Raw genomic sequence first — 26,431 nt, 5'->3', positions numbered from 1 at the left:
CATGCCCGAAGGCTTCGTCGCCGACTGCCAGGCGCGCCTGGCGTTCGACTTCTTCACCCACACCTGGAACGCCGTGGTGATCTTCGCGCTACGCGAGGGACCGCGTAGGCCGGGGGAGCTGCGCACGGCGATCGGCGGCATCAGCCCCAAGGTCTTGACCGAGACCCTGCGCCGCCTCGAACGCACCGGGCTGGTGTCCCGCGAGGCGTACGCCGAGGCGCCCCCGAGAGTGGAGTACGCGCTGACCGCACTGGGCCGCAGCCTGCTGGAGCCGTTCGAGGCCCTCGGCCGCTGGTCCGAGGCGCACGCCGACGAAGTGCTCGCGGCGCAGGAACGGGTGATGAATTCCGGCTAGCTGCGGGGTCATTACCTGTACACGGTCAGAGGGGGGCGCGTGAGGACGCAGGAGATCGCGGACGAGCAGGAGTTCACCCGGCTCACCGATCCGTACCGGCGTGAGCTTCTCGCGCTGTGCTACTCCATGCTCGGCTCGGTGCACGACGCCGAGGACCTGGTCCAGGAGACCTACCTGCGGGCGTGGCGGTCCTTCGGCGCCTTCGAGGGGCGCTCCTCGGTGCGCAACTGGCTCTACCGCATCGCGACGAACCGCTGCCTGACCGCGCTGGAAGGCCGCGACCGCCGGCCGATGCCGTCGGGGCTGGGCGCTCCCGCGGACGACCCGGACGCCGAACTGCTGGACGCACCGGGAACCCGCTGGCTCCAGCCCCTCCCCGACGATCCGGCGGCGGTCGTCGCGCTCCGGGACGGCGTACGGCTGGCGCTGGTGGCCGCGATGCAGCACCTGTCGCCCCGGCAGCGTACGGTGCTGATCCTGCGGGACGTGCTGGCCTGGCGAGCGGCCGAGGTCGCCGAACTGCTCGGTATGAGCCCTGTCGCGGTCAACAGCGCGCTGCAGCACGCCCGCACGCGGCTGGCGCGGGTCGCGGCGGTGGAGGACGAGCCCGCCGAGCCCGCCGAGCCCGCCGAGCCCGGCCGACGTGCCCTGCTGGGCCGTTTCATCACCGCCTTCGAGAACGCCGACGTCGCCGGGCTGGTGGCGTTGCTGCGCGAGGACGTGGTCCTGGAGATGCCGCCGTACGCGACCTGGTTCTCGGGCCGGGCGGCCGTCGCCGGGTTCCTGGAGCGGCGGTGCCTCGCGGCGGGGGCGTTCCGCCTGGTCCCGATCGCGGCCAACGGGCAGCCGGCCGCGGCGGCGTACCTGGGCGGGCCGGACGGCGTCTATCGGGCGCACGCGATCCAGGTGCTCGACGTACGCGCGGAGGGGATCGCGCGGATCGACACGTTCCTCGACACCGGCCTGTTCGCCGCCTTCGGGCTGCCCGCGACGTACTGAGGACCGGTCTCCGGATCCGTGATGAATCCGGCCCTCGCCCAGGGTCTCTATTTCGGCAGACCGAAATAGAGAAAACGGAGCACATCATGTCGGAGACAGCGGATCGGATCGGCGCGGTCGCGCCGTCCCCGCGACCGGCGGAGCGGGCGATCTGGACGATGGCCCTCGCGCCCGTCGGGATCTTCCTCACCTCCCTGGACATCGTGGTGGTGGCCACCGCGCTGCCGGTCGTCCGCAGCGACCTGCACGCGAGCCTGGCCGACCTCGAATGGACGATCAACGCGTACAACCTGGTCCTCGCCTGCCTGCTGATGACCGGCGCGGCGCTCGGCGACCGGTTCGGCCGGCGGCGGGTGTTCGTGACCGGGCTGGTGGTGTTCAGCCTCGCCTCCGCGGCGGCGGCGCTGTCCACGACCGCCGGGGAGCTGATCCTGGCCCGGATGGCGCAGGGCGCCGGCGCGGCCGTGGTGATGCCGCTGACCCTCACCCTGATCATCGACGCCTTCCCCGTCCACCGGCGCGGCGCCGCGATGGGCGTCTGGGGCGGCGTCAGCGGCCTGGGCGTCGCCCTGGGGCCGGTGGTCGGCGGCGCGATCACCGAGGGCCTGTCCTGGCAGTGGATCTTCTGGGTGAACGTCCCCGTCGGGCTCGCGGTCGCGGCGCTGTCGGCGCTGCGGCTGAAGGAGAGCCACGGCCCGCGCTCACGGCTGGACATCGTGGGCCTGCTGCTCGTCGGCGGCGGGGTGTTCGCGCTGACGTGGGCGCCGGTCCGCGCACCCGAGGCCGGCTGGGGCAGCGCCGAGGTGCTCGGCGCGCTGGTCGCCGGAGCGGTCCTCATCGGGGCCTTCGCCGCCTGGGAGCGCCGTACGACCCATCCCATGCTGCCGTTCGGCTACTTCGCCCGGCGCGGTTTCGCCGCCGCGAACGCGGTCGCCTTCGCGCAGCAGGTCTCCCTCATCGGCGCGCTGTTCATGATCTCCCAGCTCCTGCAGATCGGCATGGGCTACTCACCGCTCGGCGCGGGCCTGCGCATCCTGGTCTGGAACGGCACGCTGATGCTGGTCGCGCCCGTGGCGGGCATCCTCGCCGACCGTTTCGGCAACCGGCCGATCATGTTCCTCGGCATGGTCGCCCAGGCGGCCGGGCTGGGCTGGCTGGCGGCGGTCGCAGGCCCGGGGACGTCGTACGGCGCGCTGGTGGTCCCGCTGGTCGTGGCCGGGGTGGGCATCTCGATGGGTTTCCCGACGGTCGCGAACATGGTCGCCGGCGCGGTGCCCGTGGAGGACGTCGGAGTGGCCGCCGGGACCAACAGCGCACTACGCGAGATGGGCAGCGTCTTCGGAGTCGCGATAATCGCCCTTGTCTTCGCCGGTCAGGGCGGCTACGCGTCGCCCGCGAACTTCATCGAGGGGTTTCGGCCGGCCATGGCGGTCGCCGCCGCGATCGCCCTTCTCGCGGCCGTACCGGCCGCACTCGGACCCGTACGAGAGGAGACTCGATGAGCGAGGTCAGGATCGTCCGCTACGAGACCAGGCCGGAGGCGGCCGAAGAGAACCAGCGGCTGGTGGAGAGGGTCTTCGCCGAACTGAACGCCGAGGACCCGGGCGGCGTGCGGTACGCGTCGTTCCGGCTGGCGGACGGGGTGAGCTTCGTGCACGTCGTGGTCGGCGAGGGCGAGGAGGATCCGCTGGGAGGCTCGGCGGCCTTCGCGGAGTTCCAGCGGGGAATCGGCGACCGCGTCACCGGCCCGCCGCAGGCCGACGCCGCGACCCTGCTCGGGTCCTATCGGTTCTCCGTCTGAGCGACCCCGGCCCGGGGAGCGTTCCCCGGGCCGGGGTCAATGAGCCGGCGTCGTTACGATGGCGCCCGTGGTCAATGCGATGCGCGTCGCCTTAATCTCCTCCGGCGCCGAGGAATTCTCACTCCTTCACGAAACGTGCGTCACGGAAGGACACCACCCGGTCGCCTTCGCGCTGAGTCGTTCGATGAGGCCGAGGAGCCCCGCCGACGAGGGAATGGCGGCGACGATCGGCCGGATCATCGCGTCGATTCCGCCGGAAACCGACCTGCTTCTGCCGGGCAGCGCCGAAGGTCTGGGCGAGGCTCTCGCCGGATATCACGCTGATTTAGCGGTCGTGTACGGCTTCAACTGGAAACTGCCGCCCGCCGTGTTGCAGCTACCGCGGTTCGGTGTCATCAATATCCACTCTTCGCTTCTGCCCGAATATCGAGGACCGGCGCCGGTGCTCTGGGCGATCCGCAACGGCGATCCCGAGATCGGGTTCACGATCCATCGCATGGACCACGATTTCGATACGGGACCGATTCTCGCCCAGCGGGGCGGAATACCGCTTGATGACGACATCACGCCCGAACGGCTGCGAGTCTCTGCCGAGCCGGTGATCCGGGACCTTCTGACGGTCGCGCTTAAGCGGATCTCCCTCAACGACCCCGGCCGGCCGCAAGGCCACGCGGGCGCGTCCCGCGCGGGGTTGATGGAGCCGGGGTTCTCCGTGGTCGACTGGTCATCGACGGCTCGCGAGATACACAACCAGGTACGAACGTTCCGCTTCATGGGCGCGGGCCGGGGACCCGTCGCCCGGGTCGGCGACCGCTGGCTGAGGGTCCTGCGCACTCGCCTCGGCGAGACCGGGGGACTGCGCGTGGAGTGCGCGGACGGCCCGATCTGGATCGTCGAGTCAGAGCCCGCCGAGCCGCCTACGGGGTCCGCAGGCCCTCGCTGACGCGCCGGGCCAACGACACCGCCTTGGGATCGTCGAAGGCCTCGAGCAGAACCAGCGCCTCCTCCCGGTGCGCCCGCGCCTGTTCGGACGCGTCCGTACGGTCGAGCGCCATGGCGAGGTGGTGCAGCGCGACGGCGAGCTGCCAGCGGTCCCCGAACTGCCGGTGGGTCGCGGCGGCCTGGCGATGGAAGTTCGCCGCCTCGGCGAAGCGACCGAGCTCCTGGTAGGCCTCGCCCGTTCCGTCCAGCGCGGCGGCCTCGCGGCTCCGGTCGCCCAGCTTCCGCTGGATCGACGCGGCCCGCTGGTAGGAGTTCAGCGCTTCGCCGGGCTGTCCCGCCGTTCGCTGCACCTTCGCCAGCTCGACGAGCCAGTGAGCCTGCCAGACCGGGTTCTCTTCCTCCGAGGCGATCGTCAGTGCCTCGTCGATGGACGCACGGGCGTCACCTGTCCGCCCCAGCTCCCGCCGTGCCCAGCTGAGCAGGAACAACGCGTTGCCCTCGCAACTCCGGTCGCCCAGGTCACGGAAGACGCCCAGCGCGACGCCGAGCCCGCTCACGGCGGCTTCGTACTCGGCCAGTTCGCAGTGCGCCTCCGCGAGGTTCGCCTGCAGGAGCGCCACCCAGCGCCGATCACCCAGCTCACGGAAGATCGCCGTGCTCTGCTCGAAGCGAGACTCCGCCTCGTCGAGCCGCCTGTGCCGCAGTCCCAGCAGCCCAAGGGCATTGACGGACACGGCCTCGCCGAAGCGGTCGCCGATCTCGCGGCGGATGACCAGGGCGGCCCGATGGGCCTCCTCCGCCTCGTAGAGCCGCAGGGACTGGAAATACGCCTTTCCGAGGCTCTCGAGCGCCTCGGCCTCACCGGGACGGTCACCTGCCTGTGCCGCGGCGTCGACGCCGACGCGCGCGGTGACGACCCAGTCATCGAAGGCGTTCTGATGCATGTAGATCCCGCGCAGTACGGCGGACAGACGCCAGGCGGTGGAGTGGAGGCCGGCCGCGGCGGCGATACGGGTCGCCGCCACGAGGTTGACGCTCTCCGTCTGGTACCAGCGGTAGGCCGGTTCGTATCCGTCGAAGGCGAGCGGTGCGACGTCGGCCGGTACCCGCTGATCAAGGGGATAGCCGTCGAATGGGCTGAGGACGAGCTGGGCCGCGTCCGCGGTGTGGAGGTACCAGCCGAGCACTCGCCGCAGAGCCTCGATCCGCGCGTCGCCGGACTCGAGATGGTGGAGCTGGTCGACCGCGTAGGCGCGGAGTAGATCATGAAAGCGGTATCTCCCGGGAGCGCTCTGCTCCATCAGGTGAGCGCCGACCAGCACGTCGAGCTGCTGCCGCGCCTGCGCCGGCGTGATGCCGACGACCGCCGCGGCGGCGGGCAGACTGAAATCGTTGCCGGGATGCACCCCGAGGAATCGGAAAAGGCGCGCCTCCTGCTCAGGAAGAGCGCGGTAGGACCAGGCGAACACCGTACGCACCGCGTCGGTCTCCTCATCGTCCTCCGCGCTCAGGGCGTTCCACAGCGCGGACTCGTCGCGTAGGTCCGCGATCAGCTCGCCGAGCATCATCAGCGGACGGCTCGCCGCCCGCTCCGCGGCGATGCGAAGCGCGAGCGGCAGCCGTGCGCACAACCCGGCCAGCTCCCTGAGCTCGTGCGGCTGATCCTCACCTCGGTAGCCGGTGGTGACGGCTCGCAGCAGCGCGACGGCATCGGCCTCGAGGAGCATGCCGACGCCGAGGCGGTACGCGCCTTCGCGCGCCACCAGGCCGGACAGGCGGCTGCGGCTGGTCACCAGGACCAGGGAGCCGGGTGTGCCCGGTAACAGGGGCCGTACCTGGCTCGCGCTCGCGGCGTTGTCGAGGACGATCAGCATCCGCCGATCCGCCAGGATCGACCGGTAGAGCGACGCTCTGTCCTCGAGCCCCGCGGGTATCGCCGCGGTGGGAACGCCGAGGTCGCGCAGGAACCGGTCCAGGACCTGTTCCGGCGTCGCGGGAGGCCCGGGGTCGTAGCCGCGGAGGTTCACGTACAGCTCACCGGCGGAGAAGCGCTGACGGGCGCCGTGGGCCCAGTGCAACGCGAGCGACGTCTTCCCGACACCGGCCGTGCCCGTGATCACCGCGACGGCGGACACGGAGGGCTCCCGGTGGTCGGCGGCGATGTCGTCGAGCCGCGCCAGCTCCGCATGGCGATTGACGAACCCGCGGACACCGCCGGGAAGCTGCCGCGGTGTCACCGCGAAGGCCGGGACGTAGCCGTGGAAATGGACTCCGCCCTGCACGTCGCGCGCCTGGACGACGTCACCGCCCGTGCCGCCGAACCGGTTGGCGTGCCGGAGCTCTTCGTCGGGCCCGTCCGGATCCTCGCCGCGCATCACTGGCCTCCGGAGATGTCAGCCCTGGCGCTGCGGGCCGGGAGGAGGGAGGGGCGCCACCTGACGTGCGAAGTAGCGCCCGAGAGGTTCGCCCATCTCGTAGAGGTCCGCGACGAAGCGCTGGCAACGCGCGATCAGACCGCGGTCGAGGTAACGGACCACGGAGTCGAGCACGCCTTCCTCGTCGTAGACGGCCTCGTACATGACGTGCGGCCCGAGAGTGTAGATCTCGGGTAGCGGCCCGTCGGTTTCGAACCGCGTGATCTGCGCCGGCCGGACGACGCGTACGCCGCCGCCGCACTCGTCCCGCACGCGCAGCGCGTTGAGCTCCCACTGCAGGTACGCGCTGATCGGCTCTTCGACCACCCGGACTCGCGCGGCGACGAAGCCGTGCTCGGCGATCTTGCGGTGGTAGTCCAGCATGTCCGCACGTCCGGCCTCGAGGAGGCGTATCGACTCGTCCCAGTCGCCGTGTGCGAATGCCGTCCAGCTGTCGTATCCGGGCTCTTTGAAGACCTGCTGGCGTTCAAGCTTCCAGAAGCCGAGATCGGTTATGTTCCAGAAGTTCTTCTCGAAATCGGCGTAGTAGGCATCGAGTTCCATTCGCTCACCCGATGCGCCGTCAAGAAGATCACTCATCGGGAATATCTGCCTTTGCCGCGGTGATGGTCTTGCGAGGGATAATCACAAGGCGTTCACCTGGGTCGACGCTGACGCCCGCCGGTAGCCTGGCCTCGTATTCCGACGTGAGATCCTGGCCGATCACCGCGACATCTCCGTTGTCCAGCTCCCAGATGTCCGGGCAGCTGGAATTGCCGGAAGTCTGTCCTAATTCATGCGAAGACTTGCCGAGACGCCGCAAGAATGAGGCGGAGGAATCGGCTTCCCATTTCTTGGGCATTTGTGCTCCCGGTGAGATGCTGGTCTATTTTCAGGACGTTAGCATCTGCCCGCTAGGTGGTCAAAGGTGTGTGACCTGGGGTTATTGGATCCACTCAGCCGGACCACTTGGGGGTAAAGGTGTCGATATGAGGGGATAGTGATCTCGTGGCCCCTGAATGGTGCTGAGTTTTCTGATGAGGCGGTCGTTTCTCGGGTGGGCAGGCTTCGCCGCCATCCCCGTGACCCGGGACCTCTGCCCGGAGTGACTCGCGTAGCCTGCTGCGGGTGAACGATGACGGGGGTAAGCAGCGGGGTTCGTTCGTCGAGCCGGAGATCTACTACGCCGGCCTGGCCGCCGCGTTCGTCACCGCGGGGGCGCTGATCACCGATGGCGGCGGCCGGGTGCTGCTCGTCAAGCCCAACTACCGTGACCACTGGTTGTTCCCCGGCGGGACCGCCGACGACAACGAGTCGCCCGAGGCCGCCTGTGCCCGGGAGATCAAGGAAGAGCTCGGCCTCGACCTTCCCCTCGGGCCGTTGCTCCTCGTCGACTGGCGGCCCGCGCGGGCCGAGCGGCCGCGGCCCACCGTCAGTTTCATCTTCGACGCCGGCATCCTGGAGAACCCCGACCGGATCCGGCTCCAGGAGGACGAGCTCGACGACCACGCGTTCTTCGAGCCCGGCAAGGCGGCCACCCTGCTCGGTCACGTGGGCGACCGACTGCCCGCCGCGCTCCGGGCGCGGGAGGCGGGCGGCCTCGTCTACATGTCGCCTTCATGATCTGGGGCGGTGCGGCGGGAAGTAGCCTTTAGGGCGTGCCGCATACCACGTCAACACCGGCATCGGACTTCGCGTCGCCGCAGGACCTGAGTGAGGCCCTCGAACGGCACTCGTACCTGTCCGACGACGGACTCGCGACCGCCTGCTTCCTCGGCCTGCGCATGCGCCGGCCGCTGTTCCTCGAAGGTGAGGCGGGGGTCGGCAAGACCGAACTGGCCAAGACCCTCGCGGCCATCCTGGACGTTCCCCTGATCCGCCTGCAGTGTTACGAGGGCCTGGACGCCGCGCAGGCCCTGTACGACTGGGACTTCCCCCGCCAGCTCCTGCACCTGCGGGCGGCCGAGGCGGCGGGCGTCACCGACGTTCAGCGCCTGGAGTCGGAGCTGTACGACCGGAGGTTCCTCGTCTCCCGGCCGCTGCTCCAGGCACTGGAGACCTCCACCGAGGCGCGCCCGAGCGTCCTGCTCGTCGACGAGATCGACCGGGCCGACGACGAGTTCGAGGCCTTCCTGCTGGAGGTGCTCAGCGACTTCACGATCTCCATCCCCGAGCTGGGCACGATCAGCGCCGAACGCCCGCCGGTCGTCGTCGTCACCTCCAACCGTACGCGCGAGGTGCACGACGCCCTCAAGCGCCGTTGTCTCTACCACTGGCTGGAGCACCCCGCGTTCGACCGGGAGGTGGCGATCATCCGGCGGCGGCTGCCGGAGGCGGCCGAGAGTCTCGTACGGCAGGTGGCGGGCGCCGCGGGCAGGCTGCGCGGGCTCGACCTGCTCAAGGCGCCGGGGATCGCCGAGAGCCTCGACTGGACCGAGGCGCTCGTCGCCCTCGGCGCGCGCGACCTCGACCCCGACACCGCGGCGGTGACGCTCGGCACCGTCCTGAAGTACCGCGAGGACACCGAGCGCGTGGTCGCCGGCGGCATCGAGACGCTGTTCAACGGGGCGTGACCGGATGGCACGGGACGTCGTCGAGACGCTCACCGGCTTCGCGCGTACGCTGCGGGCCGCCGGTGTGGGCGCCGATCCCGAGCGCGTCCAGGCCATGATCGGCGCGGTGAGCCACCTCGACGTGCTCGACGCCCGCGACGTCTACTGGGCCGGGCGGCTCACGATGTGCGCCGACCCCGCCGACCTGCCGCGCTATGACCGGTGTTTCGCCGCGTACTTCTCCGGCACCACCGCCACCGCGCGAAGGAGCGCCCCGCCGCCGGTCACGGTCGTACGGCACGCGGCCACGCCCGGCACCGGCGGCGACGATGACCGGACCGGCGACGTCTCGGCCGCGACGGCCAGCGAGACCGAGATCCTGCGGTCCCGCGACGTGGCGCGCCTCGACGCGGCCGAACGCGCCGAGGTGCACCGGCTCCTCGCCCTGCTGGACGACGTCTCCGCGCAGCGCCGCTCGCGGAGGTTCACCGCGCGGCACCGCGGACGGCTCGACGCGCACCGTACGGTCCGCTCGATCCTGCGGCGCGGCGGCGAGATCTCCGGCCTGCACTACCGCGCGCACCGTACGCGGGCCCGGCGCGTGGTCCTCATCGTGGACGTGAGCGGCTCGATGAGCCCGTACGCCGACGTCCTCCTGCGTTTCGCCCACGCGGCGGTGCGCTCGGCACCCCGTACGACCGAGGTGTTCAGCGCGGGCACCCGGCTGACGCGGGTGACGCGGGAGCTGCGGCACCGCGAGCCGGACGCGGCGATGAGGGCGGTCTCGGCGGCGATCCCCGACTGGAGCGGGGGTACGCGGCTGGGGGAGGAGCTGAAGGAGTTCCTCGACCGCTTCGGGCAGCGGGGCATGGCGCGCGGCGCGATCGTGGTGATCGCCTCCGACGGCTGGGAGCGCGGCGACGCGTCCCTCCTCGGCGATCAGATGGCGCGGCTGCACCGGCTCGCCCACAGAGTGGTCTGGTCGAACCCCCACAAAGCGCAACCTGGGTATGAACCCCTCACAGGAGGGATGCTCGCGGCGCTTCCGTACGTTGACGACTTTGTGGCCGGGCACAGCCTCGCCGCACTCGAAGAACTGGCAGGGGTGATCGGAAATGCGTGACGTCCTCCGGGAGATCGGGAAGTGGTACGACGGGGAGGAGGCCTTCGGGCTGGCCACCGTCGTCAACACCTTCCGCAGCGCCCCGCGCCCGGCCGGCGCCGCGATGGCCGTCTCGGCCGACGGCGAGGCCGTGGGCAGCGTGTCCGGCGGCTGCGTCGAGGGCGCGGTCTACGAGCTGGCGCAGGAGGTCATGGAGTCGGGCCAGGCGGTCGTGCAGCGGTACGGCGTCACCGACGACGACGCGTTCGCCGTCGGGCTGACCTGCGGTGGCATCCTCGACATCCTCGTCGAGCCGATCAGCCGGGAGACCTTCCCGCTGTTCGGCGAGGTGGTCGCCTCCATCGAACGCCACGAGCCGGTCGCGATCGTCACGGTGATCGAGGGGCCCGGAGAGGTCGGCGCCCGCCGGATCGTGTGGACCGACCGGGCGGAGGGCTCACTCGGCGTGGACCGCCTGGACGAGGCCGTGGACGACGACGCGCGCGGCATGCTCGCTCAGGGCACGACCGGAATCCGCCGGTACGGGCGGCACGGCGAGCGCCGCCTGGACGAGCTCGGCGTCTTCGTGCACGCCTTCGCCCCGCCGCCCCGCATGCTGGTGTTCGGCGCGATCGACTTCGCCGCCGCCGTGGCCCGTGTCGGCAAGTTCCTCGGCTACCACGTGACCGTCTGCGACGCCCGCCCGGTCTTCGCGACCGCCAAGCGCTTCCCCGAGGCCGACGAGGTCGTGGTGAAGTGGCCCCACAAGTTCCTGACCGAGACCGAGTCGGACGTGGACGAGCGCACGGTCATCTGCGTGCTGACCCACGACCCGAAGTTCGACGTGCCGCTGCTGGAGGTGGCGCTGCGCACCGGCGCGGGGTACGTCGGGGCGATGGGCTCACGCCGCACGCACGAGGACCGGCTGGAACGCCTCCGCGAGGCGGGCGTGACCGAGGAGGAGATCGCCCGGCTCCGCTCACCGATCGGCCTCGACCTCGGCGCCCGCACCCCGGAGGAGACGGCCGTCTCCATCGCGGCCGAGCTCATCCAGCTCCGCTGGGGCGGCAGCGGCCAGGCCCTGACCGAGACCTCCGGCCGCATCCACGGCATGTGAGGGCCTGACCCGATCGAGCGGCGGCGCGGCCACTCCGCGGTACGCCGAGAGGCGATGGAGCGGAAGATCCGCCGGTTCCGCCCGCGATGAGCGGGAGACGGTCGTGATCGGTGGGCCCGCTTGCATCAGGTGGTCTCGGACGGCCGGCCTGCACCGCATCGCGGCGGTGGAGTCCGCAGTCCGGGACCGGAGCCGGCCTGGCCGCGACCTGACCGCCGTCCTGGTCGCCGAAGCCGGCGGCGAGGTCGTCTCCGCGACATGGCCCGTGTTCCCGGCTGGGCGCCGCGCTCTGCGACGGATGGATTCTCCCCGTCCGGTCCGGACCACCCCCCTTCACCAGGCGGATCGCGGACGTGACGCTCTTCTCTTCGGCGACGGCGGCCTCCGTGTCCCGGACCGATTCCCCTGCCTGCGCTTCGTCACTCGGGAGAGATCAGGAGCCCGAACAGCGCCTCGACGTGCGCGGGGTCGGCGTCGGGGAGCGTGAGGACGTCGCGCATGAGTCGTACGCCCGCGATCAGGGCCAGGACCAGCGCGGCACGCTCGTCCGCCCGTGCTCCGGGCAGTGACGCCGCCAGGTGCCGTGAGAGATGGCGTTCGACGGCGCTCCGCAGGATGCGCGCGGCCCGGGGGTTCGCGGCCGAGCGGAGCATCAGCGTGAAGGCGTCGCCCGGCGCCGGACGGGCCGAGAGCGCCTCCGTGACGTCGCGGGCGAGCGTGGTCACGTCCCCGCCGAGCGGGTCGGCGGAGGCGAAGGCGGCCTCCACCGCCTCGGCGAACAATCGCTCCTTGCCGCCGAAGTAGCGGTTGACCAGCGTCGCCGTCACGCCGGCCGCCTGGGCGATCTCCCGTACGCCCACGCCGTCGTAGCCGGAGCGGGAGAAGGCGGCCAGGGCGGATTCCAGGATCGCCTCGCGGGTCGCGGCGGCGTCGCGCCGCCGCCGGGGCGCGGCCCGTGCGTCCGCAGGAGAACCGTCCATGTATACAACTGTAGACTTCGCGAACAGTGACGGTTTGAGCCAGACGCGGGCGGGCGTCGTGGCTACTCTTCCGAAGCATGGAGACCAGGCACGCGGGCGCGCCCGCCGGGCTGTTGCTCGCGGCGGGTGAAGGGCGGCGGCTCGGCACGCCCAAGGCGCTCGTGGAGATCGACGGGGTTCGCCTGACCGACCGCGGAGTGCGGATGCTGCACGAGGCCGGCTGCACGCCGATCGTCGTGGTGACCGGCGCGGCCCGCGTCGACGTCGCCGGCGCGGTGGTCGTGCACAACCCCGACTGGCGCACCGGCATGGGTTCCTCGCTGCGCGCCGGCCTGTCCGCGCTCGCGCCCGACTGCCCGGCCGTGGTCATCGCCCTCGTCGACCAGCCGAACGTCACCGCCGAGGCGGTGCTCCGGCTGCGCGCGGCCCATGAGGCCGGCGCGCGCGTCGCGGTGGCCTCCTACGGCGGACGGCCCCGCAACCCGGTGCTGATCGGGCACGAGCACTTCGCCGAGGCGGCCGCGTACGCCGAGGGCGACGTGGGCGCGCGCGACTTCCTGCGGGCCCGCTCCGACCTCGTCGTTCCCGTGCCGTGCGACGACGTCGCCGACCCGGGGGACATAGACACGCCCGAAGATCTGCGGCGCTTCAGCGGTGACTCGGCGCGATGACAACCGACCACGGGCCCCAGGCGTCGTACAGAGGCCAGGGGGCTCGTGGTGTAGACGACGACCAGCGGTACGGGTGGGCCGCGGGAAGGCGAGCAGCGCGCGATGACATCGAGCTGGCCGGAGGAGCCCGGCTACCACTGGGTGACTCACAACGACAACACGGTCAACCACCTGGCCAAGGCGGTCCAGGCCCTGGAAGGGGACGTGCCCGACACCGCCGCGGCACAGGTCCACGCCACCATGGCCCAGGCGGAGGCGACCCTGGTGGTCGTGCACACCCTGCGGGACATCATGGGCCGCCTGTACGAACAGTCGGTCGCGGTCGACAACCTGCGCCGGACCATCGCCGGCGGCCTGGAGAGCGGCAACGACGACGATCTCGGCGGCGACCCGATGGCGTTCGCGCACCGGGGCGACGTCAGTCCGGCAGACTGACCGCCGAGGCGTCGATCGCACCACAGTCGACCGCTCGCCTCAGGCGGGCGGTCAGCGCCTTGATGGTGGCGGGCTCGTCCACGACGCCGTCGGTGCGCACGTCCCGGCCGTCGCCTGCGTTCCACGACCGCACCCGGTCGATCGCGTCGTCCAGGCCGGCCAGGTGGAAGGCGTAGACGCTCGCGAACCGGCTGGCCAGGTGCGCGGAGTGCAGGTCCCAGCCCTGGTTGTAGCCGTGGAGCAGGGAGTAGCGCACGAGGGCGGCGTGGGTGCGCCAGGCGCGGTGCACGTCCGCCGTGTCGTCGCTCGACGGGACCACGTTGGTCGAGCCGTCCGACAGGCGTACGCCCGTGCCGGCCAGGGTCACCTGCATGACGTGCCGGGCGTACTCACAGGCGGGGTGGTCCAGGCGCTGCTCCGACGGCGGCAGTCCGATCGCCGCGGTGTAGTCGAACACGCCGAAGTGCGCCGCGCTCAGCCGGCGGCCGGCCGCCTCGACGATCTCGCCCAGCCGGGTGATCGACTGCGGCGTCTCGATCTGGACCTCGAACCGCAGCATGTTCTCCGGCAGGCCGATCTCGTCCTCGAACCGGCCCAGGAACTCGGCGAACAGCTCGACGTGCTCGGGTACGACGATCTTGGGGAAGGTCACGACGAAGCCGCCCGGCAGCTTGCCCAGGCGCTCGGCCAGCCCCGTGAGGAACCCGTCCAGGGTACGGAGGCCGCGCTCGTGCCCGCCCTCGGCGAAGGACTTGACCCGCAGCCCCCAGTAGTAGGGCAGCCGGCGCGCCTCGTACGCCCGCGCGACCTCCTCGACGGCGCGCAGGACGTGCGCGTCCTCCTCCTCGTCGTCTCGTACCCCGTAGCCGTCCTCGAAGTCGATCCGTACGTCCTCGACCGGCTCGCGGGCCAGCTTGGCGACGACCCGCTCGCGTACGGTCCCGGCGAGCGACTGGCCGACGCCGAACGCGGTGGCGATGGCGCCGGGGTCCGGGGCGTGGGCGTTCAGCAGCCGCAGGGCCTCGGCGCCCATGTCGGAGGGGGTCTCCGCGGTGAAGCGGTCGGCGGGCACGTAGACCGTGTGCACCGGCTGCCGGTCGCCCCGGTCGCCGGGGTACCGGCGCTCGTGCTCCTCGCGCGCCTCCTCGACACGTGCGTTCAGATCGTCGAGCGAGGACAGAGTCAACTTCACCGCTGGATTTCCCTTTCGGGTGAGGGCGTAAGGTGCTCCGGCACACGTTACAGACCGGAACTCTCCCCAGACGGGTGATCACGGACAGCGGTGGTCAGCCCGCGGTGATCCCCCACAGACCGCCGGTCTCCTCGCCGGGTTTGAGCGCGATGAGATCGACTCCGGTCACGAAGGCGTTCGGCGGGCAGGTCATCGGCTCGGCGCCCAGGCCCGTACGCCGGGTCTCGTCGTGCACGTCGTCGCGGGTGTAGATCTCCAGCCACGGGTGCCCCTCGCCGGCCCACAGCGCGACCGCGTGCTCGCCGTCGCTCAGGCGTACCCACGCGCGCCCGTCGCCGTCGCCGGCCAGCGCGGTGTAGGGGTTGTTGATCGCGGTGTCCCCGACGCGCCGCGGCTCGCGGAAGTCGTACGGGGTGCCGGCCACGTCGAGCGGGTCGCCCGCGGGGATGGACCGCGCGTCGGTCTCCAGGTAGCGGCCGGCCGCGATGAGCAGGTCGCACTCGTCCAGGGACCGGCCGACGGTGAGGTACGGGTGCGCCCCGTGCCCGTACGGCGCGACGCGGGTGCCGGTGTTGCGCGCCGACTGGCGTACGGTCAGGCCGTCGTCGTCGAGGGTGTACTCCACCGACAGGTCGAGACGGAACGGGTAGCCGGAGTAGCCGAGCAGCCGGTGCGTGAGGAGCACGCGGTGCGCCTCGTGCTCGGCGACCCGCCACGACCCGAACCGCACCAGGCCGTGGATCGCGGTGTCCAGCTCGCCCTCGTTGATCGGGAGGGCGTGCTCCTCGCCGTCGAAGGAGTAGCGGCCGTGGTCGATGCGGTTGGGCCACGGCGCGAGGAGCTGCCCGGCCGCGGCCGGCGGGGCCTCGTCGGCGTCGTGGGACAGGACCAGCGGCCGCCCGTCGTGGCGGAGCGCGCGGAGGCTGCCGCCCTGCTCGGTCACGATCGCGTCGTACGGCCCGGCGGAGATCTCGTACTGCTCACCCGTAAGCGTCATGGTGCGATTGTCGCCTGCTCGGCGAGCGCGTGCAGAGCCTGGGTGAACACCTCGGCCGGCGGGGAGACCAGGCCGGCGCCGACCTGGCCCGTGCCGGCGACGCGTCCGGCGATGCCGGTGTTGACGACCGGGAGCAGTCCGGTACGGACGACCTTGGTCACGTCGATGCCCACGGGCGTGCCGCGAAAGTCCAGGATCGGCACCTGGAAGGCCGGGTGCTCGGCGAGGGTGATCTCATACATCCGCTGCGTCGCGGCGAGCGCGTCCGGCACCTCGCCGCCGATGAACCGCACGATCGCGGGGGCCGCCGCCATCGCGAAGCCGCCCACGCCGGTCGTCTCGGTGATCGTCGAGTCGCCGATGTCGGGGTTGGCGTCGGTGGGCCCGTACGAGCCGAGGTAGAGGCCGTCGGGGACGCCGGCGGGCCCGGTGAACCAGCGCTCGCCGGTGCCGGAGGTCTGGATGCCGAAGTCGGTGCCGTTGCGGGCCATCGCCACGACCAGCGACGAGCCGGGCACGTCGCGGGCGGCGTCGGCGCCGACCTTGCCGGCCGCCATCGCCAGGTTGAGGAAGAAGTGGTCGTTGCCGGCCGCGAACCGCAGCGCCTCCGCGCCGCCCGACGCCTCGGCCAGGTCGCCCGCCAGCTCGCGGACGAACAGGGACGTGGCCGCGCGGTTGCGGTTGTGCAGCTCGTCGCCCATGTGCAGGGCCTGCGCCATGATCGACCGCAGGTCGACCGGGCCGTGCGCGCGTACGGCGTCGCGCAGCGCGGGACCGAGCGAGCCGGCCATCCAGCGCAGGCGTTCGATCACCTCGGGCCCGTACGCCCCGTAGCGGAGCACCTTGCCGAGGCCCTCGTTGAGCGAGCAGTACGCGGTGCCGCCGCTCTCGGCGTCCTCCACGACGAACATCCACATCGACGGGGACACGACGCCGGCCATCGGGCCGACCGTCCCATGCTGGTGGCAGGGGGCGAGCGGGGCCGTCCGCAGCAGGCGTTCGGCGTCTTCGGGCGTGCCGGCCAGCCCTTCGAACAGCGCCGCGCCGATGAGCGCGCCGCGCATCGGCCCGGACGCGCGGTCCCAGGTCAGCGGCGGCCCGGCGTGGAGGAACGTGCCGGGTTCGACGTCGAGCACCTCGTCGGCGGGCCGGACGTCGACCAGGTGGGGGCGGGCGGCCAGGAGCCGCCCGACGGCCTCGGCGTCGGCGCCGGACCGGCGCCGGTCGCCCATGACCACGGCGAGGTCGCCGGCCAGGCCCTCGGGCCCGGAGGGCGGCCGCCACTCGACCGGCTCGACGGGCACGGCCTGTTCGGCGAGGGCGTCGGCGAGCACGGAGGTGCCGGCCGTGACGACGGCGACCTCACGGTTGAGCAGTCCGCCGAGCTGGGGGGCGCCTCCGTTGGAGGGCGTGTGCATGGTCAGGCCCCTTCGGCGAGCGCGACGGCGTGGCGGGCGGCTTCGGCGCTGGAGGAGAAGACCGCGGCACCCGCCGCCGCCAGCGCCTCGGCCTGCCGGTCGCGGCCCTGCGGGTCGCCGGAGGTGCCGCACAGCGACACGACCACCGGGATCGCGGCCGCCTGGATCAGCGGGACCAGGGCCGCCGCGGGGTCGGGCTCGGCGCCGTGCCCGAGGACGACGTCGATGAGGACGACCGCGGCCGTGTCACCGGTGGTCTCGGCCGCCAGCCGGTCGAGCCGCAGCGTCGGGTCGATCATCGGGTGGGCGCGGCCCCGCGTGTAGCGGTCGTCGCCCAGGTCGGTCATCTCGTGCGGGGTCGTGCCCGCGATGAGCGCCGCCTCCTCGCACAGCGTGCCCCCGGCGAACAGCCCGCGGAGCAGGCCGGCGCGCGGCGGGTGGACGCGCCGGGACGGCAGCCAGGACGGCCAGGCCGGCACCGGGACGCCGACGGCGCCCAGGGCGTCCGCCACGACGTCGGTCAGGTCGCCGCCGTCGCCGAGCAGCCCGAACCGGACCGGGGTGGCCAGCCGCCGCGCGGCCGAGCGGATGAGGTCGCCCACCTCGGGCGCGGGCGGTTTGGAGACCACGACGATCAGCTCGGTGACCGGGTCGGCGTCCAGCGCCCGCAGAGCCTGGAGCGTGGACCGGCCGCTGATCTCGGCGGACAGGTCGCGGCCGCCGACGCCCAGCACGTGGCTGACGCCCTCGCCGGCCTCGTCCAGCAGGCTCATCACCTGCTGGGCCCCGGTGCCGGAGGCGGCGACCAGGCCGATCCGGCCGGGGCGCACGACGTTGGCGAAGCCGAGCCCGACGCCGCCCACCACGGCGGTGCCGCAGTCGGGGCCCATCACGAGCAGGCCGCGCCGCGCGGCGGTCTCCTTGAGCTCGAGCTCGTGCTCGACCGGCACATTGTCGCTGAAGATCATGACGTTGAGCCCGGCGTCGAGGGCGTCCACGGCCTCGGCGAAGGCGTACTGACCCGGCACCGAGACCAGCGCGACCGTGGCGTTCCCGGCGCGGCGCGCCGCCGACCCGGTCGTACGGGCCGGGGGCGGCTCGCCGAACGCGCGGGGCGCGGACCGGTTGGCGAGCAGGTCCTCGACCGCCGCCCGCGCCGCCTCCAGAGCGGCCGGGTCGTCCGCGCGGATCGCGACCACCAGGTCGTCGGGCCGGGCGCCGGGCGGCGGGGTGAAGCCCATCTCGGTGAGCAGGTCGATGTTGAGTGCGGTGGCCATGGCGGTCAGCGCGGCACTCACGCCGGGGCGCTCGGCCAGGCGGCGGCCGGCCCGCATGAGCGTGACCGAGTCGTGGTACGCGCCGGAGCGTATCTCCACCAGCTCGTTGGCATCGGTGACCAGGGTGCCCTGCCTCCCGCCGTCTCGGATCACGCGCCGCCACCGTGGGCGGCCGGACGCCCCGCGCTCAGCGCGAGGGCGGCCCGGCAGCCCAGGAGCAGTCCCCAGGCCAGGTCGGCGCCGGAGGTGTGGCCGGTCGCGAGAAGCCGGCGCGCGGCCGGCAGGAGGGGGTCCTGACCGGCGATGCCGCGCAGGACGGCCGCCGCCTCGACGCTGGCCTGGCCGCGTGCGGCGCAGTGCAGCAGGGTGGCGGACAGGGAGGTCGTGCGGTCGCACGTGTGGGCGGTGACGGCCGCGCCGAGCCAGTCGGCGAGCCAGACCGCGCGTCCGCCGCCCGCCACGGCGCCGCCGAGCAGGCGCAGCGCCAGCAGCAGGCCGGAGAGCGCGTCGTCCCCGCTCGGCGTCAGGCCGGGCCCGAGGCCGACGATGCGTTCGGCGGCGTCCACCGCGTGCGCGAGGTCGCCGGCCAGGCAGGCGTCGGCGAGGTTCTTGGGGCCGTCGTGCCCGGACAGGCCCCACGGGCCGGTGACGGCGTCGAGCGCGCGCTCACCGTGGGACAGGCGTGCCAGGGACAGCGGGCCGAGGACGGGAGTGGGATCCCACCAGCGGCGGACGCGGACGCGGAGCCGCCCGCCGATCAGCGCGCAGCCGTCGCCGACGAAGGTCTCGTCGCCCTCGCGCACGGCGAGGAACGGCTCCTGCCGGGTGGGCGCCGCCAAGACGATGGCGTTCGGCGGGCGTACGGCGTCGGAGGCGGTGAGCGCGATCACCGCGGGCTCCGCGGACCGGTCGACCTGGAGGTAGACGGCCGAGGGAAAGACCGCGATGACGCGGCCGTGCCGCCGTGGCCCGCCGAGGGCGGAGCGCACCCCGAGGCTGGCCGCGCCGGCGAGTGTGGGAGCCGTCGCGGCGTGCGAACCGCGGGACCTCGGTCTCCGCCGGGCGGTGGACACCGTCAACAGATCCTCCCCGAGATGGCTGGTGATGATGGGCCGCTCGTGGCGAACGTAGACCGGCCCCGAGCCTCACCGTATGGATAATTCTGCCAAGGATGGTTGCCATCGTTCGTGTCTCTTGTCATGGTTGTTCGCGCATAGTTAGCCAAAGGGTGGTCAACTGCGGCAGATCGGGCACCGATGTCCTTCACCGAACCCCTCCCTCCCACACTGCGTCTCGCGAGCACCGGAACCCTGACGTACGGGCTCTCCGTCGGCGAGGTCCTCGGCGTGCCCGCGCTCTCCGGAGCCCACGTGATCGCGGGGGAGAGCGGGCTCGACCGGGTGGTGCAGCGCCTCAACGTGATGGAGGTGCCGGACGTCCTGGCCTGGGTGAAGCCGCACGAGCTCCTGCTCACGACCGGCTATCCGCTGCGCAACACCCCGCAGTCGCTCGCCCACCTCGTCGCCGACCTCGACGAGCGCGGCCTCGCGGCGATCGCGGTCAAGCTCGGCCGCTACCTCGACGGCCTGCCGGACGAGATGATCGAGCAGGCCGACGAGCTGGGCTTCCCGCTGATCCTGCTGGCAGGCGACGTCGGCTTCGATGACATCCTCAACCAGGTGCTGACCGACATCCTCAACCGCCAGGCGGCGATCCTCGCGCGCACGGAGGAGGTCCACCGCGCGCTCGTGCAGATCGTGCTGTGCGGCGGCGGGCTGCAGGAGATCACCGACGAGGTCGCCGCGCTGCTCGGCGCGGCCGTCGCGGTCATCGACGGCGACGGCCGCGAACTGGTCGCCTCGGGGGACGAGCGCCACCTGGCCGGGCTCCGGTCCGGCGGCACGGAGCCGGAGGAGTACGGCGCGCACGGCGACCGCACGGTCGTCCCGGTCGTGGCCGGCGGCTACACCTACGGCCGGATGGCGGCGGTGAGCGACGTCGCGCCCGAGGTGGGCATGCTGGAGCGCGCGGCCACGGTCGCCGCGCTGGTCATCACCAAGCAGCAGGCCGTCTCGGCGGTGGAGAGCAAGTACCGCGCCGACTTCCTGCGCGACGTGCTCACCGGCCGCCCCGGCGGCGGCGACGAGCACGTCGTCGCGCACAGCGCGAGCTTCGGCTGGGACCTCGGCCGCCCCGTGACGGTGGTCGTCGCCGAGCTCGACCCCGACGCCACGGGCGCCGCCGACGAGCGGGTGCTCCAGGACCGGCTGACCGCCGCGCTGACCTCCGCCGTACGCCGCCGCGACCGCAAGGGCGCGGTGGCCGGTTTCAGCCATGAGGTGGTGGCGGTGCTCGGCGCCGACGCGCGTGACGTGAACGCGCTCGCCAAGGACGCCACCGCCGTCTTCGCCGACGCGGGCCGTACGTTCTCGGTCGGCGTCAGCCGTACGGCGGGAGTGCCCGGCGAGCTGCCGGCCGCGTACGACCAGGCGGTCAAGGCCGTGCACGTGGGCCGCCAGCTCCACGGCGACGGCGCGGTCGCCCACTTCGACCAGCTCGGGGTCTTCCGGCTGCTCAGCCTCGTCGGCGACACCGCTGAGCTGCACGCCTTCGTCGCGGAGACGCTCGGCGAGCTCGCCGGGGACGGCGATCCGGAGGCGGTCGACCTGCGGCGCACGCTCCAGGTGCTCCTGGAGACCAACCTGAACGTGGCCGAGACGGCGCGGCGGCTGCACTTCCACTACAACACCCTGCGCTACCGCATCGGGAAGCTCGAGCGGCTGCTCGGGCCCTTCACCGAGGACGCGCACCTGCGGCTCAACCTCACGCTCGCGCTTCACGTCCTGCGCATGCGGGGTATCTAAGGTCACAACCGCGTGCCTCGCGGTTTGGCAGTTCTCTACGATGTCCGAGCGGAGGCAGGGTTCTAGCGTGCCCGCATCTAGATCCTGGAGGGCCGCCATGGCGATCGGCTGGAAACTGCACGGCGACGGACGCGGCCTCGCGCCCGGCGAGGTGGTCGCGCCGGACGAGCGGCTCTCCTGGGGGAAGACCGTCGGCATCGGCGCCCAGCACGTGGTCGCGATGTTCGGCGCGACGTTCGTCTTCCCGGTCGTCATGGGGCTCGACCCGAACCTGGCGATCATGATGTCGGGCATCGCGACGATCCTGTTCCTGCTGATCGTGAACGGAAAGGTGCCGAGCTACCTCGGCACCAGCGCCTCGTTCGTCGGCGCGGTCGCCTCGATCCGCGGAGCGGGCGGCTCGACCGCCGACGTCACCGGCGCGATCCTGGTCGCCGGCCTCGTGCTGCTGATCGTCGGCGTGATCATCCACTTCCTGGGCGCGCAGGTGATCCACCGGATCTTCCCGCCCGTGGTCACCGGCGCCGTCGTCATGCTGATCGGCTTCAACCTCGCGCCGGTCGTGGCGAACGTCTACTGGCCCCAGGACCAGTGGGTGGCGCTGGCCACGCTCGCCTTCGTGGTGCTGTGCGCGGTGCTGCTGCGCGGCTTCTGGTCCCGGATCGCGATCCTGCTCGGCCTGGTCTTCGGGTACGCGCTGTCGTGGATCCTGGACAAGACCGCTGGCAAGATCACCGCGGTGGACGGCACCGGGGCCAAGAGCACGCACTTCCGGGTCGACTTCGACAATGTCAGGGCGGCCGACTGGTTCGGCTTCCCGCACCTGCACGGGCCCGACTTCAAGACCTCGGCCATCCTCGTCGCCCTGCCCGCCGTCATCGCCCTCATCGCGGAGAACACCGGGCACGTCAAGGCGGTCGCCGCGATGACCGAGACGAACCTCGACCCCTACCTCGGCCGCGCCATCGCCGCCGACGGCGTCGGAACGTTCCTGGCGAGCGCGGTCGGCGGCTCGCCCACGACGACCTACGCCGAGAACATCGGCGTCATGGCCGCCACCCGCATCTACTCCACCGCCGCCTACTACGTCGCGGCGATCGTGGCGATCCTGTTCGGGCTGTGCCCGAAGTTCGGGGCGCTGGTGGCCGCGACCCCCGGCGGCGTGCTCGGCGGCATCACCGTCGTCCTGTACGGGATGATCGGGCTCCTGGGCGCCAAGATCTGGATCGAGAACCGCGTCGACTTCGGTGACCCGGTCAACCTCGTCCCGGTGGCGGCGGGCATCATCCTCGCCATCGGCAACGTCACCCTCCAGATCACCAAGGACTTCCCGCTGCAGGGCATCGCCCTCGGCACCATCGCGGTGCTGGTCGGCTACCACGCGCTGGCCGCCGCGCAGCGGTCCCCGCGCGACGGGGGCGGCGGGGTGATCGCGCCGGGGGAGAGCGACACCGTCGCCGACGCACCGGGCCGCCCGGCCACGGAGGCCGCGGAGTGACCCGGCCGTGAAGCCACCGCCCTTCGAGCACCACGCTCCGGAGACGCCGGCGGAGGCCGTGGAGGTCCTGTCCCGTACGGCGGAGGACGCCAAGGTCCTCGCGGGCGGCCAGAGCCTCATCCCGCTGCTCAACATGCGGCTGGCGGCGCCGGGCCACCTGGTCGACATCAACCGGCTGACGTCGCTGGACACCCTGGAGGTCACCGCGGAGGGCGTACGCGTCGGCGCGCTCGCCCGGCACGCCCGGGTCGAGCACTCCGAGGAGGCCGCGCGGGCGCAGCCGCTGCTGCGCGCGGCGCTGCGGCAGGTCGCCCACCCCGTCATACGCAACCGCGGCACGGTCGTCGGCAGCCTCGCCCACGCCGACCCTTCGGCCGAGCTGCCCGCCGTCCTCGCGCTCCTGGAGGGCACGGTCGAGGCGGTCTCGTCCGGCGGACGGCGCGTGATCCCGGCCGCGGAGTTCTTCGCCGGGCCGCTGGAGTCGTCCCTGCGGCCGGGCGAGCTGGCGACCGCGGCGTTCTTCCCCGTGTCGCCCCCGCGCTCCGGCACCGCGTTCGCCGAGGTCGCCCGCAGGCACGGCGACTACGCCATGGCCGGCGCCGCCGCGCTCGTGACGCTGGACGACGACCAGCGGGTACGCCTCGCCAAGGTCGCCTACCTGAGCGTGGCGGCCACGCCGCTCGTCCTCGACCTGACCGCCGTGCTCGGCCACCGCCCCCCGGTCACCTGCGACTGGGCCGCCGCCGCGGCGTACGCCCGCGAGCACATCGACACCGACGAGGACATCCACGCGAGCGCGGACTACCGCCGCCACCTCGCCGGCGTCCTCACCGAGCGGGTCCTGCGAACCGCCGCCCAGGAGGCCCTGTGACCGATATCAGCCTCACCGTTAACGGGGTGCCGCGGACCGCCTCGGCGGAGGCGCGGCGGCTGCTGTCGGACTTCCTCCGGCACGACCTCGGCCTCACCGGCACCCACGTGGGCTGTGAGCACGGCGTCTGCGGCTGCTGCACGGTGCTGCTCGACGGAGAGCCGGTCCGCTCGTGCCTGATGTTCGCGGTGACCGCGTCCGGGCACGAGGTCACGACCGTGGAGGGCCTCGGCGGCGACGGGATGTCCCCCGTACAGCAGGCGTTCCAGGACTGCCACGGGCTGCAGTGCGGGTTCTGCACGCCGGGCTTCCTCTGTACGGTGACGGCGCTGCTGCGGGACAACCCGCGCCCCACCGACGAGGAGGTCGTCGAGGGCATCTCCGGCAACCTGTGCCGGTGTACGGGCTACCAGAACATCATCAAGGCGGTGCACCGGGCCGCGGACCTGATCGCCGAAGAGGGGACGGGCCCGTGACCGGGCGCGCGGCGCCCGCCCCCCGCCGTCACCCTCTCCGACGAAGGAGGCCCCGATGACCTCGATGTTCGGCGAGGCGATCGTCCGCCGGGAGGACCCGCGCCTGATCACCGGTCAGGGCCGCTACCTCGACGACCTCGGCCGCGACGCGCTCGCCGCCGCGTTCGTCCGCTCGCCGCACGCGCACGCGCGGATCACCGGGATCGACGTGGACGACGCCCTGGAGGTCGACGGGCTGGTCGCGATCTACACCTGGGAGGACCTGCCCGGCCGGATCGGCGAGCCGCTCCCGCTGCTGATCCCGCACCCGGCGCTGACCCACGGGCGCACCGCCTACCCGCTCGCCCGCGAGGTCGTACGCCACGTCGGCGAGCCCATCGTCATGGTGGTCGCGCGGGACCGCTACCTCGCCGAGGACGCCGCCGAGCGGGTGCGGGTGGAGTACGAGCCGTTGCCGCCCGTCGTCGGCATAGAGAACGCGGCGACCACCGAAAGGCTCGTCCACGACGACGTGCCCGGCAACGTCGGCGCCGAGCTCACGCAGGAGACCGGCGACGTGCCCGCGGCGATCGCCGCCGCGCCGCACGTGCTGGATTTCCGCCTCGACATCGAGCGGAGCGCGTCGATGCCGCTGGAGGGACGCGGCGTCTACGCCCGCTGGGACGCCGACGACGGCTCGCTGCGCGTCTACTCCTCCACGCAGACCTCCACGAGCGTCCGCATGGCGATCGCGGCCAGGCTCGGCCTGCCCGCGAACAAGGTCGAGGTGATCGCGCCGGACGTCGGCGGCGGTTTCGGCGTCAAGATCGTGCACCCCTGGCCGGAGGAGGTCCTCGTGCCCTGGGCGGCGCGGCTCCTGGACCGGGAGATCAAGTGGACCGAGGACCGGCGCGAGCACTTCATCTCCTCCGCGCACGAGCGCGGCCAGGTGCAGCACGTACGCGTCGGCTTCGACGGCGAGGGCCGGCTCCTCGGCCTGGACGTGCGGATCCAGCACGACCACGGCGCGTACACCCCGTACGGCATCATCGTGCCGATCATCACCTCGACGCAGCTGCTCGGGCCGTACAAGCCCGGCGCGTACCGCGTGCGGTTCACCAGCCTCTACACCAACACGGTCATCGTCACGCCGTACCGCGGCGCCGGACGCCCGCAGGCGGCGTTCTGCATGGAGCGCACGATGGACCGGATCGCCGACGAGCTCGGGCTCGACCGGGCCGCCGTGCGCGAGGTCAACCTGATCCGGCCCGAGGAGTTCCCGTACGACCAGGGGCTGATCTTCCAGGACGGCCGGCCGCTGATCTATGACTCCGGCGACTACCCGGAGATGCTGCGGCGCATCAAGGAGCTCATCGGCTGGGAGGACTTCGCGGCGTACCGTGCCGAGGCCCGGCGGGAGGGCCGGCGTGTCGGCATCGGGCTGGCCTGCTACGTCGAGGGCACCGGCGTCGGCCCGTACGAGGGCGGCCACGTCGAGATCGACTCCAGTGGCCGCGTGCACGTGTCCACGGGCCTGACCTCCCAGGGTCAGGGGCACCAGACCGTGTTCGCGCAGATCGCCGCGTCCGAGCTGGGCGTGTCCATGGACGACGTGATCGTCACGACCGGCGACACGCGGCGGTTCGGCTACGCCGTCGGCACGTTCGCCTCGCGCGCCGCGGTGATGAGCGGCAACGCCATCGCGCTCGCCACCCGCAAGGTGCGCGAGAAGGCGCTGCGCATCGCCGGCGAGGCCCTGGAGGCCGACCCGAGGGACCTGGAGATCGTCGAGGGCGTCGTACGGGTGAAGGGGAACGCCTCGGCCTCGATCCCGCTGAGCACGGTCGCGGTGCTGTCCAACCCGCTGCGGTACGCCTTCGACGAGGCGGCCAAGCAGGCGACGCAGTTCGCCACCGGCGGCTCGATGGACGACCCGCCGCTCACCGGCGAGCCGGGCCTGGAGGGCAAGGACTACTACTCACCGCCGCGCTCGACGTTCGCCTCGGGCATGCACGCCGCGATCGTGGAGACCGACCCGGACACCGCCGAGATCCGCGTCCTGCGCTACGCCGTGCTGCACGACTGCGGGCGGCTCATCAACCCCCGGATCGTCGAAGGGCAAATTCACGGAGGAGTCGCCCAGGGCGTCGCGGGCGCGCTGTACGAGCGGATGGTCTACGACTCCGAGGGCCAGCTGCTCAACGCGTCGTTCATGGACTTCCTCATGCCGTACGCGACCGAGATCCCGCGTGTGGAGACCGGGCACATCGAGACCGCGTCGCCGCTGAACCCGCTCGGCATCAAGGGCGCGGGGGAGGCCGGCGTGATCCCGGGGTCCGCGGTGATCGCCGCCGCGGTCGAGGACGCGGAGGGCATCCGCATCGCGAAGATGCCGATCTCCCCGTCGGAGCTGTACCACCTGCGCCTCCAGGCGGAGGCGGGCACCGCCGAGCGCACCAACCGGGCCCGCTCGGCCGCCGCCTCCGGCTGA

The 26,431-nt window shown here is 72.4% G+C and carries 25 protein-coding genes; 16 read left to right on the top strand and 9 right to left on the bottom strand.

The features are described from left to right. Position 1 precedes the first annotated feature (1 nt). From QWU11_RS37755 to QWU11_RS37735, 5 genes are all read left to right on the top strand, one after another. On the top strand, positions 2-355 hold the full coding sequence (locus QWU11_RS37755; RefSeq protein WP_290119328.1) for a helix-turn-helix domain-containing protein: 354 nt from the start codon (positions 2-4) through the stop codon (positions 353-355). Positions 356-394: 39 nt separating this feature from the next. After that, positions 395-1,354, top strand: a complete 960-nt coding sequence (locus QWU11_RS37750; protein ID WP_290119327.1) for a sigma-70 family RNA polymerase sigma factor — start codon at positions 395-397, stop codon at positions 1,352-1,354. 86 nt (positions 1,355-1,440) lie between these two features. Continuing rightward, entirely contained in the window at positions 1,441-2,856 is a 1,416-nt protein-coding gene (locus QWU11_RS37745; protein ID WP_290119326.1) for an MFS transporter, read from the top strand. Continuing rightward, on the top strand, positions 2,853-3,155 hold the full coding sequence (locus tag QWU11_RS37740; RefSeq protein WP_290119325.1) for a hypothetical protein: 303 nt from the start codon (positions 2,853-2,855) through the stop codon (positions 3,153-3,155). Before QWU11_RS37745 ends, QWU11_RS37740 begins: the two co-directional genes overlap by 4 nt. Before the next feature lie 67 nt (positions 3,156-3,222). Next, positions 3,223-4,098, top strand: coding sequence for a formyltransferase family protein (locus QWU11_RS37735; RefSeq protein ID WP_290119324.1), 876 nt, complete (start codon positions 3,223-3,225; stop codon positions 4,096-4,098). Here the strand turns inward: QWU11_RS37735 and QWU11_RS37730 are convergent. The 3 genes from QWU11_RS37730 to QWU11_RS37720 are packed head-to-tail and all read right to left on the bottom strand — an operon-like array spanning position 4,073 to position 7,373. Next, positions 4,073-6,472, bottom strand: coding sequence for a tetratricopeptide repeat protein (locus QWU11_RS37730; RefSeq protein ID WP_290119323.1), 2,400 nt, complete (start codon positions 6,470-6,472; stop codon positions 4,073-4,075). The two genes, QWU11_RS37735 and QWU11_RS37730, sit on opposite strands and share 26 nt — an antisense overlap. Positions 6,473-6,490: 18 nt before the next feature. After that, entirely contained in the window at positions 6,491-7,075 is a 585-nt protein-coding gene (locus tag QWU11_RS37725) for a DUF6879 family protein (RefSeq protein WP_290119322.1), read from the bottom strand. Positions 7,076-7,103: 28 nt separating this feature from the next. Further along, entirely contained in the window at positions 7,104-7,373 is a 270-nt protein-coding gene (locus tag QWU11_RS37720; RefSeq protein ID WP_290119321.1) for a hypothetical protein, read from the bottom strand. A 266-nt stretch (positions 7,374-7,639) separates the two neighbouring features. Between QWU11_RS37720 and QWU11_RS37715 the strand changes: the two genes are divergently transcribed. Genes QWU11_RS37715 through QWU11_RS37700 form a run of 4 tightly spaced genes read left to right on the top strand, consistent with a single transcriptional unit; the run spans position 7,640 to position 11,282 of the window. After that, positions 7,640-8,134, top strand: a complete 495-nt coding sequence (locus QWU11_RS37715; protein WP_290119320.1) for an NUDIX hydrolase — start codon at positions 7,640-7,642, stop codon at positions 8,132-8,134. Between the two features lie 35 nt (positions 8,135-8,169). Further along, complete coding sequence (locus tag QWU11_RS37710) at positions 8,170-9,084, top strand: MoxR family ATPase (protein ID WP_290119319.1); 915 nt, start codon at positions 8,170-8,172, stop codon at positions 9,082-9,084. A gap of 4 nt (positions 9,085-9,088) precedes the next feature. Beyond that, the gene (locus QWU11_RS37705) at positions 9,089-10,186 is read left to right on the top strand and encodes a VWA domain-containing protein (protein WP_290119318.1); all 1,098 of its coding nucleotides are present in this window, start codon (positions 9,089-9,091) and stop codon (positions 10,184-10,186) included. After that, positions 10,179-11,282, top strand: coding sequence for an XdhC family protein (locus tag QWU11_RS37700; protein ID WP_290119317.1), 1,104 nt, complete (start codon positions 10,179-10,181; stop codon positions 11,280-11,282). The genes QWU11_RS37705 and QWU11_RS37700 overlap by 8 nt, the downstream gene beginning before the upstream one ends. Before the next feature lie 419 nt (positions 11,283-11,701). Here the strand turns inward: QWU11_RS37700 and QWU11_RS37695 are convergent, their stop codons facing one another. Continuing rightward, entirely contained in the window at positions 11,702-12,262 is a 561-nt protein-coding gene (locus tag QWU11_RS37695; protein WP_290119316.1) for a TetR/AcrR family transcriptional regulator, read from the bottom strand. 77 nt (positions 12,263-12,339) lie between these two features. On the opposite strand from QWU11_RS37695, the gene QWU11_RS37690 reads away from it, so the two are divergent. Both QWU11_RS37690 and QWU11_RS37685 read left to right on the top strand, forming a co-directional pair. Beyond that, entirely contained in the window at positions 12,340-12,933 is a 594-nt protein-coding gene (locus tag QWU11_RS37690; protein WP_290119315.1) for a nucleotidyltransferase family protein, read from the top strand. A 102-nt stretch (positions 12,934-13,035) separates the two neighbouring features. Further along, on the top strand, positions 13,036-13,368 hold the full coding sequence (locus QWU11_RS37685) for a hypothetical protein (RefSeq protein ID WP_290119314.1): 333 nt from the start codon (positions 13,036-13,038) through the stop codon (positions 13,366-13,368). Here the strand turns inward: QWU11_RS37685 and QWU11_RS37680 are convergent. From QWU11_RS37680 to QWU11_RS37660, 5 genes are all read right to left on the bottom strand, one after another. Continuing rightward, positions 13,352-14,560: an aldolase/citrate lyase family protein gene (locus QWU11_RS37680; RefSeq protein ID WP_290119313.1), complete on the bottom strand. Its 1,209-nt coding sequence runs from the start codon at positions 14,558-14,560 to the stop codon at positions 13,352-13,354. The genes QWU11_RS37685 and QWU11_RS37680 overlap by 17 nt on opposite strands. Positions 14,561-14,654: 94 nt before the next feature. Continuing rightward, a complete protein-coding gene (locus QWU11_RS37675) occupies positions 14,655-15,557 on the bottom strand; it encodes an aldose 1-epimerase family protein (RefSeq protein ID WP_290119312.1) in 903 nt (300 codons plus the stop codon). After that, complete coding sequence (locus tag QWU11_RS37670) at positions 15,554-16,975, bottom strand: DUF1116 domain-containing protein (RefSeq protein WP_290119311.1); 1,422 nt, start codon at positions 16,973-16,975, stop codon at positions 15,554-15,556. The genes QWU11_RS37675 and QWU11_RS37670 overlap by 4 nt, the downstream gene beginning before the upstream one ends. 2 nt (positions 16,976-16,977) lie before the next feature. Next, positions 16,978-18,405, bottom strand: coding sequence for an FdrA family protein (locus QWU11_RS37665; RefSeq protein ID WP_290119310.1), 1,428 nt, complete (start codon positions 18,403-18,405; stop codon positions 16,978-16,980). Next, positions 18,402-19,325, bottom strand: a complete 924-nt coding sequence (locus QWU11_RS37660; protein WP_290119397.1) for a DUF2877 domain-containing protein — start codon at positions 19,323-19,325, stop codon at positions 18,402-18,404. Before QWU11_RS37660 ends, QWU11_RS37665 begins: the two co-directional genes overlap by 4 nt. Before the next feature lie 183 nt (positions 19,326-19,508). On the opposite strand from QWU11_RS37660, the gene QWU11_RS37655 reads away from it, so the two are divergent. The 5 genes from QWU11_RS37655 to cutA all read left to right on the top strand — a co-directional run bounded on the left by QWU11_RS37655 (position 19,509) and on the right by cutA (position 26,431). After that, on the top strand, positions 19,509-21,116 hold the full coding sequence (locus tag QWU11_RS37655; RefSeq protein WP_290119309.1) for a PucR family transcriptional regulator: 1,608 nt from the start codon (positions 19,509-19,511) through the stop codon (positions 21,114-21,116). A gap of 97 nt (positions 21,117-21,213) precedes the next feature. Next, positions 21,214-22,614, top strand: coding sequence for a solute carrier family 23 protein (locus QWU11_RS37650; protein WP_290119308.1), 1,401 nt, complete (start codon positions 21,214-21,216; stop codon positions 22,612-22,614). A 7-nt stretch (positions 22,615-22,621) separates the two neighbouring features. Next, a complete protein-coding gene (locus tag QWU11_RS37645; RefSeq protein WP_290119307.1) occupies positions 22,622-23,485 on the top strand; it encodes a xanthine dehydrogenase family protein subunit M in 864 nt (287 codons plus the stop codon). Continuing rightward, positions 23,482-23,961: a (2Fe-2S)-binding protein gene (locus QWU11_RS37640; protein ID WP_290119306.1), complete on the top strand. Its 480-nt coding sequence runs from the start codon at positions 23,482-23,484 to the stop codon at positions 23,959-23,961. Before QWU11_RS37645 ends, QWU11_RS37640 begins: the two co-directional genes overlap by 4 nt. Before the next feature lie 55 nt (positions 23,962-24,016). Further along, positions 24,017-26,431: an aerobic carbon-monoxide dehydrogenase large subunit gene (gene cutA, locus QWU11_RS37635; protein ID WP_290119305.1), complete on the top strand. Its 2,415-nt coding sequence runs from the start codon at positions 24,017-24,019 to the stop codon at positions 26,429-26,431.

The sequence above is a fragment of the Actinomadura sp. DC4 genome, assembly GCF_030406325.1.
Lineage (GTDB): Bacteria > Actinomycetota > Actinomycetes > Streptosporangiales > Streptosporangiaceae > Actinoallomurus.
This window is presented reverse-complemented; position numbering and strand designations above follow the sequence as displayed.